This is a genomic window from Tenacibaculum profundi, assembly GCF_057162725.1.
This window is the reverse complement of sequence record NZ_CM169894.1, coordinates 300,721-313,637: the sequence shown is the minus strand read 5'-3', so window position 1 is coordinate 313,637 and position 12,917 is coordinate 300,721. Positions and strand designations below refer to the sequence as shown.

Here is a 12,917-nt window from a genome sequence, read left to right as displayed (position 1 = left end):
TTACCTCTTATATTTTTTAAGCCAATCACTATCAAAATTTAAAAATTATTGTTGACTCTTACTTTATATCGATCTTTATATGTGGTTTGAATTAACTTTTTCTGTATTTATAATATTAATGCGATAATCAAATCATTTGCAAAAATGATCTAAATAAATAGAACACAAAAAATCCATTAAATTTTAAAATTTAATGGATTTTTTTACTGTTTGTTAATTAACTGTTTAAAAAATAGTTAATTAGGCAAAACTTTATTTATCATTTCTCCAATTTTAGCGGGAGATTCAACTACATATACACCGTTTTCAGCTAAAATTTTCATTTTTGCTTGAGCAGTATCGTCTGCACCTCCCACAATAGCACCAGCATGTCCCATTGTTCTTCCTGCAGGTGCTGTTTGTCCTGCTATAAATCCAACTACAGGTTTTCTATTTCCATCTGCTTTAATCCAACGAGCTGCTTCTGCTTCTAAATTACCACCTATTTCTCCAATCATAACAATTGCTTCAGTTTCATCATCATTCATCAATAACTCAACAGCCTCTTTTGTGGTTGTTCCAATAATAGGGTCTCCACCAATCCCAATTGCAGTAGTGATACCATAACCTTGCTTAACCACCTGATCAGCAGCTTCATATGTTAAAGTTCCTGATTTAGAAACAATTCCAACTTTTCCCTTTTTGAAAATAAAGCCTGGCATGATACCTACTTTAGCTTCTTCAGGAGTAATAACACCAGGACAATTAGGACCAACTAAAGTACAATTTTCCTTCGAATCTATGTATGCTTTAACTTTCACCATATCAGCCGTAGGTATCCCTTCAGTAATACAAATAATCACTTTAATTCCTGCCTCAGCAGACTCCATAATAGCATCAGCAGCAAATGCAGGTGGAACAAAAATGATAGATGTGTCAGCTCCAACCTCCTTAACAGCATCAGCAACCGTATTAAAAACGGGTTTTCCTAAATGCTCTTGACCTCCTTTTCCTGGTGTAACACCTCCAACTACATTTGTACCATAGTCAATCATTTGTCCAGCATGAAAAGTTCCTTCACTACCAGTGAAACCTTGCACTATAATTTTTGATTCTTTATTTACTAAAACACTCATTGGTTTGTTTTTTAATTTTTAAAAAGTAAGACAAAAATAATCTTTTAATTGATTTTAACAATATAAATTACATTAGTTTTTATCTTTATTTGTTGCATTTTTCAGATAAATAATTTCTTTTAGGGTTTGTCTATATTGTCTTTGTGGTGTTCCATAATAAGTCCCTTTCTTTAAAGATTTTGAGACACCTGTCTGTGCCATTAATACTGTGCCTTTTTCTATGGTAAGTCCACTAATAATTCCTACTTGCCCCCAAATGGTTACTTCATCTTCAATTACTGTACAGCCAGCTATTCCTGTTTGGGCAGCAATTAAGCATTTTCTTCCTATAACAGTATCATGACCAATATGAACTTGATTATCTATTTTAGTCCCTTCCTTTATCTTAGTGTCGCCAGTTACCCCCCTATCAATAGTACAAGAAGCACCTAACTCAACTTGATTTTCAATTATTACACTACCTCCAGATAAGAGTCTATCAAACCCCTCTGATCTTTTCTTATAATAAAAAGCATCACTACCCAAAACTGTATTTGATTGAATAATAACACCATCTCCTATTGAACAATTGTTGTTTATTACTACGTTGGCATGAATCACACAATTCTTTCCTATTCGAACATTCTTTCCAATAAAAACATTAGGTTGAATAATAGAATTTTCACCAATCACCGCACAATCTGAAATAGTTGTATTAGAAGCGATAAATGGATTAAAATGATTTATTAAAATATTAAAATCTCTAAATGGGTCTTCTGAAATTAAAAGCGTTTTGCCTTTCGGACAATCAACTTTCTTGTTAATAAGAATCGTAGTTGCAGCAGAATTTAAAGCCTTGTTATAATACTTAGGATGATCAACAAAAACAATATCTCCTTTTTCCACCACATGAATTTCGTTAATCCCTTTTATTGTAAAGTTTTCATCACCAATAAACTCAGATCCTATTATATCTGCTATTTGCTTTAAAGTATACGTTTGCTTAAATTTCATTTGAGAAAATAACCCTTTTAAAAATATGAATCTATCTTATTTTCTTATTATTTGATTCGCTCTGAGTAAGCTCCCTTTTCAGTATCTATTTTTATTTTATCACCTTCGTTTATAAACAGTGGAACATTAATTCTTGCTCCTGTTTCAACCGTAGCTGGTTTTGTAGCATTAGTTGCTGTATTACCCTTAACACCAGGCTCTGTATGTGTTACTTCCAAAACAACATGTGAAGGCATTTCAACAGATAAGGGAGAATCATCTTCCGTATTTATTAAAACAGTAACAACTTCACCTTCTTTCATTAAATCAGGTGCATCCAATACCGATTTTTGAAGCGTAATTTGATTATAATCATCTGTATTCATAAAGTTATAATCATCTCCTTCAGCATATAAATATTGATACTTATGTGTTTCAACCCTAACATCTTCAATTTTATGACCTGCTGAAAACGTATTGTCTATAACTTTTCCAGAGGTTACACTTTTTAATTTTGTTCTAACAAAAGCAGGGCCTTTACCTGGCTTTACATGTAAAAATTCTATAATTTTATAAATATCATGGTTGAATTTAATACATAGTCCTTTTTTGATGTCTGATGTTGTTGCCATTTTATATATTTTTAATTAGATTTAAAATAACCTTTCATAATTCCTCGATGAGATTCTTTAATAAATTGTAAGATTTCATCTCTTTCTGGAGTTGCTTCCATTTCAGCTTCTATAATTTCAACAGCTTGAGTGTTGTTATAATTTTTTTGATATAAAATTCTGTAAATTTCTTGAACTTCTCTTATTTTCTCAGTAGTAAAACCTCTTCTTCTTAGACCTACTGAATTTATACCTACGTAAGATAATGGCTCACGGGCAGCTTTTACATAGGGCGGGACATCTTTTCTCACTAATGAACCACCTGTAACAAAAGCATGACTCCCAACAGAGGCAAACTGATGAACAGCCACCATTCCTGCTAAAACAACATTACTACCTATATTAACATGCCCAGCTAAAGTTGTATTATTTGAGAAAATACAATTATTCCCGACAATACAGTCGTGAGCTATATGGCTATATGCCATTATCAAACAATCGTCTCCGATAACAGTTTTCATTCTATCACTTGTACCTCTATTTATTGTAACACATTCTCTTATTGTAACATTATTTCCAATAATTACCGTAGTATCTTCATCATTATATTTTAAATCTTGTGGTATTGCAGAAATTACAGCACCTGGAAAAATTCTACAATTTTCTCCTATCCTTGCTCCTTCCATTATAGTTACGTTTGATCCAATCCAACTTCCCTTACCTATTTCTACATTTGCATGAATCGTTGTAAAAGGCTCTATAACTACATTTCTAGCTATCTTTGCTTGCGGATGTACATAAGCTAAAGGTTGATTCATATAATTTATTTTACTTTTGAAATTTGAGCCATTAATTCAGCTTCACATACTAACTTTCCATTAGCATATGCATATGCTTGCATGTGACAAATACCTCTTCTAATAGGAGTTATTAAATCTGATTTGAAAATCAAAGTATCTCCAGGTAATACTTTTCGTTTAAACTTTACATTATCAATTTTCATAAAGTAAGTTAAATAATTTTCAGGATCAGGAACGGTACTTAAAACTAAAATACCCCCACATTGTGCCATCGCTTCTATTTGCAAAACTCCAGGCATTACAGGAGCTCCAGGAAAATGTCCTACAAAAAAGTTTTCGTTCATTGTGACGTTTTTCATTCCCACAACATGTCTATCCGACAACTCTAATATCCTATCTACCAGCAAAAAAGGTGGCCTATGCGGAAGTATATTCATGATAGCATGAATATCCATTAAAGGCTCTTTATTCAAATCATATGTAGGAATAGAGTTTCTTTTTTCTTGCTTGATGATTTTTGCTAATTTTTTTGCAAAAAGAGTATTAACAGAATGTCCTGGCTTATTCGCTATTACTTTACCTTTAATTTTAGTTCCTACCAAGGCCAAATCCCCAATAACATCAAGTAATTTATGTCGCGCAGCTTCATTGGCCCAATGCAACGTTAAATTATCTAAAATTCCATTTGATTTAACTGAAATATTATCTTTTTTAAAGGCTTTTTTCAACCGTTGCATTGTATCACTTGATAATTCTTTATCAACATAAACAATGGCATTATTTAAATCTCCCCCTTTGATAAGATCATTTTCTAATAACATTTCAATTTCATGCAAGAAACTAAAAGTTCTAGCATTAGCGACTTCCTCCTTAAATTCTGAAATTGAATTTAGAGTTGCATTTTGAGTTCCTAGTATCTTTGTACCAAAATCTACCATAGTTGTAATTTGATACTCGTCTGAAGGAACTAATATTATTTCACTTCCTGTGTTTTCATCTTTATAAGAGATGATCTCCTTAACCACAAAAACCTCTGCGGTTGCTTTTTGCTCTACAACACCTACTTTTTCAAGCGCTTCTATAAAATATTTTGAAGATCCATCCATTATAGGAGGTTCAGAAGCATCAATCTCAATTATTAAATTGTCTATACCTAATCCCACAGCGGCAGCTAAAACATGCTCAGATGTTTGTATTTGCACGCCTTTTTTTTCTAAATTGGTACCTCTTTGCGTATTAGTTACATACTCTGCTCTTGCTTCAATGATTGGTTTTCCCTCTAAATCAACTCTTACAAATGCATAACCATTATTTTCAGGAGCTGGTTTAAAGGTCATTGTAACGTCATTACCTGTGTGTAATCCTACACCAGACAATGATATTTCATTTTTAATTGTTGTTTGCTTTTTACTCATTTTTATTTTGTTGAGCATTCAACTCTTTTTGAATTTTATGAATAGTTGTTGCTATATTAGGTAAATTTTTAAAATGAACGTATGATTTATTATAATCAGAGTATCCAAAAGCTGGCGATCCTTGAACAACATCTCCTTCTTTTAAATTTCTTCCGATTCCTGATTGTGCTTGAATTTTCACATTATTACCTATTGTAATGTGCCCAACAATTCCAACTTGGCCTCCGATCATGCAATACTCTCCTACTTTTGTTGAACCAGCAATACCTGTTTGTGATGCTATAACAGTATTTTTACCAATTTCTACATTATGGGCTATTTGAATTTGATTATCTAATTTGACTCCTTCTCGAATAATAGTTGAACCTAAAGTAGCTCTATCAATAGTACAATTAGATCCAATGTCTACATTATCCTTTATGATGACATTACCTATCTGCGGAACAGCTTTGTAGTCTCCGTTTTCATCAGGGGTAAATCCAAAACCATCAGACCCAATTACACATCCAGAATGAATTTTACAATTATTTCCTATTTCTGTTTCGGAATAAATTTTCACCCCAGCAAATAAAAAACAATTATCACCTATGGAAACATTATCTCCGATATAGGTATTCGGATATATTTTTACATTTTTACCAATAGTTACATTTTCACCAACATATGAAAATGCGCCTATGTATACATCTTCACCTATCAAAGCTGAATCAGCTACAAAATGAGGTGTTTCTCTACCTTTTTTATTATTTTTTACTTCATTATAAAATGATAATAATTTTGAAAAAGATTTATATGCATCTTCAACCTTAATAAGAGTTTTATCGACTTCTTTTTCCAAGCATGAGCTTTTATTAATTATTACTATGCTGGCATTTGTTGTATATATATAAGGAGTATACTTAGGATTTGCTAAAAAAGTTAATGATCCTTCTTTTCCTTCTTCTATTTTAGATAATTTTGAAACTTCTGTTTCCGGATTTCCGACAATCTCTCCCTCTAAAATTTCTGCTATTTGTTTTGCTGTAAATTTCATTGTTGGCAAAAGTAATTAATTTTGTTTAATTACCTCCTAAAAGCAAAAGTTTCATAATAGATACTTTATTATTTAGGATAACATATGTAATATTTACTTACTTTTTTTGTTAAAACCTGAACATTTAATTGATCAGAAGCTTTTGCTAAATCGATCAACTTTCCTTTTTTAGTAAATATTATAATTGGTTTATCTGTATTATATGCTTGATTGGAAATACGATCACCAAACACAAAATATTCTAATTCTGTATCAGTTAAACCTAGTTCTTTTTTATATTTTGTTTTCAATTTATTTATATATACTTCAGTAAATGGTTTTTCTTGTATTTCAATTTTCAACAATTTTCTATCAATAATCATTTTTGCTAAAGAAGACAAAATAAAATCTTCATGATGAGTCCATTCTTTTATTGCAGACAAGACGTCATAATCATCTAGTTTCGCAAAATTATTGAGTGTTGTTTTCGAGAAATTACTGGGACTAATTTCGTTGTATAAAAAGTATCGTAAAGCACGGCTTCCAAAAACATCCTTTTTTTGACTAGCAAGCTCTTTTGCCCTTTTTAGTATATTAACTAAAATGTTTTCTGCGACTACTCCCGTTTTATGAAGATATACCTGCCAATACATCAACCTTCGCGCGATCACAAACTTTTCTACTGAATATATACTTTTTTGTTCTAAAACTAATTCATCATCAACAACGTTCATCATAGTAATAATTCTTTCTGCAGATATATTTCCTTCTGTAACACCTGTATAAAAACTATCTCTTTGAAGATAATCTAACCGATCTATATCTAACTGACTAGAAATCAGCTGACATAGAAATTTTCTTTTATAATTCCCTTCAAAGATTTCAATTGCCAAGTCTAGCTCACCATTAAACTCTTTATTTAAAGCACGCATAAACTTTAAAGATATTTCCTCATGAGATATTCCATTTACAATACTATGCTCTAAAGCGTGCGAAAAAGCTCCGTGCCCAATATCATGAAGTAATATTGCTATACATACTGCATTCAGTTCATCTTCTGAAATTAAAACATTTTTTGATTGCAAGCCTCTAATAGTCTTCTGCATAAGATGCATGCATCCTATCGCATGATGATATCTAGTGTGATTTGCTCCAGGGTAAACTAAATTAGACATCCCCATTTGAGTAACCCTTCGTAATCTTTGAAAAAATGGATGTTCTATAATGTCAAAAATTAAACTATTAGGTATTGAAATCAATCCATGAACTGGATCATTTAAAATCTTCAATTTATTTGTCTTTGTACTACTCAATTTAGATAAATGCTTCAATTTTAAGCAAAAAAATCACAATTATTCAAAAAATGCAAATTATACTGTGCATTATTAACTTATTTTTAGCTTTTATTCATACTAGAAAATAAATATTATACGTTTACTTAGCATATTATTATATAAACTTACATGAGAAAAATTGATATTCTTTGGGTTGACGATGAAATTGACTTACTAAAACCTCACATTTTATTTTTAGAAAAAAAGAATTATAGGGTAACTTCCTGTAATAATGGAGCTGATGCAATAGATATTGTTACTGAACAAAACTTTGATATTGTTTTCTTAGATGAAAATATGCCTGGTATTACCGGTTTAGAAACACTATCTTCTATAAAACAAATAAATTCAAACCTCCCTGTCGTAATGATTACAAAAAGTGAAGAGGAATATATTATGGAGGAAGCTATTGGATCAAAAATTGCAGACTATCTTATAAAACCCGTAAACCCAAATCAAATTCTATTAAGTTTAAAGAAAAACCTTGATCACTCTAGACTTATTTCAGAAAAAACAACCTCAAATTACCAACAAGAATTTCGAAGAATCACCATGGATTTAGCAATGGTAAATTCTTATACGGATTGGGTTGAAATGTATAAAAAACTTGTGCACTGGGAACTTGAATTAGAGAATATAGAGGATACAGGTATGTTAGAAATCTTGGAATCTCAAAAAACAGAAGCTAACACACAATTTTTCAAATTTGTTAAAAAAAATTATAAAAACTGGTTACGAAGCGAAGACAAACCAACGCTTTCTCATACTTTATTTAAAGATTATGTAATTCCTAACCTCTCTAAAGATAAAGGTGTTTTATGGATTGTTATTGACAATTTACGTTTTGATCAATACAGAGTTTTAGAACCTTTGATAAATAAATATTTTAAAAAAGAGGAAGAAAATTCGTATTTCAGTATTTTACCTACTGCTACTCAATATGCAAGGAATGCTATATTCTCTGGATTAATGCCTTCTGAAATGGAAAAAATTCATCCAGAATACTGGAAAAATGACACCGATGAAGGAGGTAAAAATTTATTTGAAGCAGAGTTCTTAGACTCTCAAATAAAAAGATTAAAATTGAATATAAAACATAGTTTTCATAAAATTATTACTCTTAAAAATGGTAAAGATTTAGTCGATAATTTTAATGCTACTAAACAAAATGATTTAACAGTAATAGTCTATAACTTTGTTGATATGCTTTCTCATGCTAAAACAGAAATGGAGGTCATTAAGGAGTTAGCTGGTGATGATAAAGCATACAGATCTTTAACAGTAAGTTGGTTTAAAAACTCCCCCTTATTTGAAATGATTCAAAAGGCACAAAAACTTGGTCAAAAACTTATAATCACGACAGATCATGGAACTATCAATTGTAAAACTCCAACTAAAGTTATTGGAGATAAAAATATTAGTTCTAATTTACGTTACAAAACAGGTAAAAGCTTGTCCTATGAAGAAAAAGATGTATATGCTGTTAAAGATCCTAGTGATATATTTTTACCATGTATTACAATAAATAGTCCTTTTATATTTACCAAAGAGGATTTATTTTTCGCATATCCTAACAACTATAATCATTTTGTAAAATATTATAAAAACACATACCAGCATGGTGGAATTTCTTTGGAAGAAATGATTATTCCTTGTTCTATATATTCTCCAAAATAAGCTTAATGTTTCTCCGAAATTAATGGTTTACTTAGTGATCTTATTTTTGATATTACTATTAATTTATATTTTTTATGAAGTAAAACTAAATTTTAAAAAATCTTTTAAGTTAACTATTTTTGTCTCTATGAATGTAAATTATTCTTTAGACGAAACACCTTCAATAGCAAAAATGCTCTTTGAGAACATAAAAACTAAAACACTGTTATTTTATGGTGAAATGGGAGTAGGAAAAACAACCCTAATAAAAGAGCTTTGTTCATTATTAGGTGTGGAGGATACAGCAAATTCTCCTACCTTTTCAATTGTAAATGAATATAGAGCAAACGACTCTTCTGCAATTTTTCATTTCGATTTTTATAGAATAGAAAATGAAGATGAAGCATATGATATAGGAATTGAAGATTACTTACATAACAATAACTGGTGTTTTATCGAGTGGCCAGATAATATAAAAAATTTATTACCTTTAGATTCGGTTATTATAGAAATCACTTTATTAAATGATGGAAAACGTAACATTCAATTAAAAACTAACTAATGAGTTCAATATCATCTCCGTTTACAAAAGAGCAATTAATACCACAACCAGAAATGCTTGAAATAAAAAAGCAAAAAGGAGATTTATTTATTGGAATTCCTAAAGAAACTCACTTTGAAGAAAAGCGCATTAGTTTGACTCCGGATGCAGTATCTGCCTTAGTTGCTCATGGACATAAAATTGTTATTGAAACAGGGGCTGGAGATGGAGCCAATTACAGCGATAAAGAATATTCCGACGCTGGTGCAAAAATATCTTATGACACTAAAGAGGTTTTTGCTTGTAACATTGTACTTAAGGTAGAACCCCCCTCTTTAAAAGAGGTTAAAATGTTAACTCCACAAGCTATTTTAATTTCTGCTCTTCAGTTAAAAACTCAAAAGAAAAAATACTTTGAAGCTCTTGCAAAAAAAAGAATAACTGCAATTGCCTTTGATTATATTAAAGATGAACTTGGAACCTATCCAATCGTGAAGTCTTTAAGTGAAATTGCTGGTATTGCAACAATACATATTGCTTCTGAGTTAATGTCCAGCGCAAATGGAGGTAATGGCCTATTACTCGGAAATATAGGAGGTGTCCCACCAAGTGACGTTGTTATAATTGGAGCAGGAACTGTAGCTGAATTCGCTATTAAATCTGCCGTAGGAATAGGAGCTAGAGTTAAGGTTTTTGATAATTCAATAGCTCGGTTAAGAAAACTTCAAAACTGTATTCATTCACCTATTTACACTTCTACTATTCAACCAAAGACATTATTAAAAGCTTTAAGGAGATGTGATGTTGCCATTGGAGCCTTAAGAGGCGAAGATAGGTCTCCTATTGTTGTGACAAAGCAAATGATTGAACAAATGAAGGATGGTGCAGTTATAGTAGATGTTAGTATTGACAGAGGAGGATGCTTTGAAACTTCTCAAGTTACAACTCATAGTACTCCAACCTTTACTCATAATGGAGTTATTCATTATTGTGTTCCTAACATTCCTTCAAGATATGCGCGAACAGCTTCGTTCTCTATTAGTAATATTTTCACACCATATATATTACAAATAGCAGAAGAAGGAGGGTTTGAAAATGCTGCGAGATCTAATAAAACTCTAAGAAATGGTATGTATTTTTACCATGGGATTTTAACAAATAAATCTGTTGCTGATTGGTTTAATCTTCCATACAGAGATATTAATTTATTATTCTTATAGGCATAAAAGTGTTTATTTTTTATGACAGGGCAGGTGAAATTCAAAAGTACTTCCTCTATCTGTCAGGCTTCTTACTTTTATGCTAGATTGGTGTAGTTCTATTATTTTTTTTGCTATTGCTAACCCTAAACCTATCCCTTTTTCTTTGTAATCATTAGTTATTTGCATGTTTCTGTTAAATATAATTTCTTGGTCTTCTTTTCTAATTCCCATTCCATTATCTTTTATTTTAACAACTACATTATTTAATTTACATGATAAATAGATTGTTACCCTCCCCCCTTTTTCAGTAAACTTAATGGCATTATCTAATATATTCTGTATGGCTCTTTCTATAAGAGCACTATCTGCAAATACTGGAGATAAATCATTTTTTACAATAACAGATAAATTAATATTTTTTCTCTCTATTAACAATTTATAACGTGAAGCCATGTCATAAACTAAATCAGAAATAAAAAACACTTCTTTACTTAACTTTAACTCTTTAGTTTCTAATCTCGAATATTCAAAAAGATGATTTACTAAACTAGATAAATAGTTGGCTCCATTTTCTATAATTTTCATAAACTCTCTCTTGTCATCATACTCAAGAATATCATTTTTCATCTGTAGTGTTTCTATATAACCTCTAATAGAAGTAATGGGGGTTCGTAAATCATGTGATACGTTAGCTATCAATTGTTTTCTAAACTTATTAATTGACTGAATTTCTCTTATATTTTCGGAAATTGTTTGAGCCATATTATTAAAGGTAACTGCTAATATAGATAAATCAGATTTATAAGCATTTGGAATTCTGGCTTCTAAATTTCCTTCCTTAAATCTATTAACATAATAGATAATTGTTCTCAAATTTTTGGTCAGAGCCCAAATACTAATCCAACCAATTGAAATAGCGAATATCATCGTAACAATTGTTGATCTAATACTAAATTTTAGAAAATAATCTTCCAAAAGTGATTCACAAACTTCTTGGTATTTTTTACTTGTAAGTATTATGTAAACATAACCACTATGTCCCCCTTTTGTAAAATATCCAGCCGAAAATATTTTTTTACTTCCTGATTCACGAGGATCATCTCCGAGAACATACTTTTTCTTGTTTTTTATAAACTGTTTTATAGGGTTTAAATTAACTTTTTCTAACTGCTTTTGAGGGTTTGAATGGTCAAGAACCACAGAATATAATATTTTCCCTGTCTCGCTTAATAAATAAACATCAATGGCCCTATTTACAGCCATCATATCGTGCATTATTCCATCAAATAACACTTTATTTACAGCCCCATCCTTCAAAAAAGGAGAAGCTTCTTTAAATTTTTCATCAATTAAATGATTCGCTACATTACAATTTAATTTCTGAGTTGTTTCACTATAAAATTTTTTAACAAAAAATATCGTCAGTAAAATATATACAACTCCAATCGTTACGACTGTAATTAAAAGTGATATTCCTATTTTTAGTATAAATTTACTAGACAGTGCTTCTTGCTTTGCTTTCATATGAAGGGATTTTTAGTTCGTCATTAAACTTATACCCTACACCCCATGAAGTCAATACAAATTTTGGTTTGATCATGTTTTCTTCTAACTTAATTCTTAATCTATTTATATGTGAATTTACAGTATGTTTATAACCATCAAAATCATAACCCCATACTATTTCAAGTAATTTTTCTCTACTATAAACTTGACCTGGATTTGAAGCCATTAAAACCAATAATTTAAATTCTTTTGGCGACAAATTAACTTCTTTACCTTTAAGTATTACTTTTCTTTTATCTATAAAAATTGATAAATCTTTAAATTCCAGTTTTTTAATCCGCACAGATTGTTCAGGATAAGTTTTATGAAACCTTCTCGTAACTGCTTTTACTCTTGCTATAAATTCTCTAACACTAAATGGTTTCGTGATATAATCATCTGCTCCTAACTCTAAACTCAGCACCTTATCAAGCTCTTCTGTCTTCGCAGTGAGCATTATAATTGGTGTTTGCTTTATCAAACGTATATGTTTACAAACTTCAATCCCGCTCATTCTTGGGAGGTTAATATCTAAGATAATCAAATCAAATTCTTCACTCAAAGCTAACTTAAGCCCGGTATCTCCCTGATAAATAGTAGTAATAGAATAATTCAGATCTATTAAATGAATTTCTAGAAGCTTCGCTACTGAAATATCATCTTCAACAATAAGTACTCTTTTCATTTGAACGAAAAAATTTTAGAAGGTTTGAG

The 12,917-nt window shown here is 30.5% G+C and carries 12 protein-coding genes; 3 read left to right on the top strand and 9 right to left on the bottom strand.

Annotation, left to right across the window (positions count from 1 at the left end; all coding sequences use genetic code 11):
* Positions 1 to 236: 236 nt before the first annotated feature.
* The 7 genes from sucD to AC2GW8_RS01095 form a co-directional block, all read right to left on the bottom strand.
* The gene (gene sucD, locus AC2GW8_RS01125; RefSeq protein WP_440880958.1) at positions 237 to 1,115 is read right to left on the bottom strand and encodes a succinate--CoA ligase subunit alpha; all 879 of its coding nucleotides are present in this window, start codon (positions 1,113 to 1,115) and stop codon (positions 237 to 239) included.
* A gap of 72 nt (positions 1,116 to 1,187) precedes the next feature.
* Positions 1,188 to 2,108: a UDP-3-O-(3-hydroxymyristoyl)glucosamine N-acyltransferase gene (locus tag AC2GW8_RS01120; RefSeq protein WP_440880957.1), complete on the bottom strand. Its 921-nt coding sequence runs from the start codon at positions 2,106 to 2,108 to the stop codon at positions 1,188 to 1,190.
* 47 nt (positions 2,109 to 2,155) lie between these two features.
* Positions 2,156 to 2,719 carry an elongation factor P gene (gene efp, locus AC2GW8_RS01115; protein ID WP_440880956.1) on the bottom strand — a complete coding sequence of 188 codons (564 nt, stop codon included), beginning with the start codon at positions 2,717 to 2,719 and terminating at the stop codon, positions 2,156 to 2,158.
* Positions 2,720 to 2,730: 11 nt separating this feature from the next.
* Positions 2,731 to 3,516 (bottom strand): acyl-ACP--UDP-N-acetylglucosamine O-acyltransferase, encoded by a 786-nt coding sequence (gene lpxA, locus AC2GW8_RS01110; protein WP_440880955.1) that lies wholly within the window; start codon positions 3,514 to 3,516, stop codon positions 2,731 to 2,733.
* A gap of 5 nt (positions 3,517 to 3,521) precedes the next feature.
* The gene (locus AC2GW8_RS01105; RefSeq protein ID WP_440880954.1) at positions 3,522 to 4,913 is read right to left on the bottom strand and encodes a bifunctional UDP-3-O-[3-hydroxymyristoyl] N-acetylglucosamine deacetylase/3-hydroxyacyl-ACP dehydratase; all 1,392 of its coding nucleotides are present in this window, start codon (positions 4,911 to 4,913) and stop codon (positions 3,522 to 3,524) included.
* On the bottom strand, positions 4,906 to 5,946 hold the full coding sequence (gene lpxD, locus AC2GW8_RS01100) for a UDP-3-O-(3-hydroxymyristoyl)glucosamine N-acyltransferase (protein ID WP_440880953.1): 1,041 nt from the start codon (positions 5,944 to 5,946) through the stop codon (positions 4,906 to 4,908). Before lpxD ends, AC2GW8_RS01105 begins: the two co-directional genes overlap by 8 nt.
* Before the next feature lie 68 nt (positions 5,947 to 6,014).
* Positions 6,015 to 7,238, bottom strand: coding sequence for an HD domain-containing protein (locus AC2GW8_RS01095; RefSeq protein WP_440880952.1), 1,224 nt, complete (start codon positions 7,236 to 7,238; stop codon positions 6,015 to 6,017).
* A gap of 150 nt (positions 7,239 to 7,388) precedes the next feature.
* On the opposite strand from AC2GW8_RS01095, the gene porX reads away from it, so the two are divergent.
* The 3 genes from porX to AC2GW8_RS01080 all read left to right on the top strand — a co-directional run bounded on the left by porX (position 7,389) and on the right by AC2GW8_RS01080 (position 10,676).
* Positions 7,389 to 8,936: a T9SS response regulator signal transducer PorX gene (gene porX / locus AC2GW8_RS01090; RefSeq protein WP_440880951.1), complete on the top strand. Its 1,548-nt coding sequence runs from the start codon at positions 7,389 to 7,391 to the stop codon at positions 8,934 to 8,936.
* 127 nt (positions 8,937 to 9,063) lie between these two features.
* Positions 9,064 to 9,477: a tRNA (adenosine(37)-N6)-threonylcarbamoyltransferase complex ATPase subunit type 1 TsaE gene (gene tsaE, locus AC2GW8_RS01085; RefSeq protein ID WP_440880950.1), complete on the top strand. Its 414-nt coding sequence runs from the start codon at positions 9,064 to 9,066 to the stop codon at positions 9,475 to 9,477.
* On the top strand, positions 9,477 to 10,676 hold the full coding sequence (locus tag AC2GW8_RS01080; protein WP_440880949.1) for an alanine dehydrogenase: 1,200 nt from the start codon (positions 9,477 to 9,479) through the stop codon (positions 10,674 to 10,676). Before tsaE ends, AC2GW8_RS01080 begins: the two co-directional genes overlap by 1 nt.
* A gap of 12 nt (positions 10,677 to 10,688) precedes the next feature.
* Here the strand turns inward: AC2GW8_RS01080 and AC2GW8_RS01075 are convergent, their stop codons facing one another.
* Together AC2GW8_RS01075 and AC2GW8_RS01070 are read right to left on the bottom strand one after the other, a co-directional pair.
* Positions 10,689 to 12,182: a sensor histidine kinase gene (locus AC2GW8_RS01075; RefSeq protein ID WP_440880948.1), complete on the bottom strand. Its 1,494-nt coding sequence runs from the start codon at positions 12,180 to 12,182 to the stop codon at positions 10,689 to 10,691.
* On the bottom strand, positions 12,154 to 12,888 hold the full coding sequence (locus AC2GW8_RS01070; RefSeq protein WP_440880947.1) for a response regulator transcription factor: 735 nt from the start codon (positions 12,886 to 12,888) through the stop codon (positions 12,154 to 12,156). The genes AC2GW8_RS01075 and AC2GW8_RS01070 overlap by 29 nt, the downstream gene beginning before the upstream one ends.
* Positions 12,889 to 12,917 lie beyond the last annotated feature (29 nt).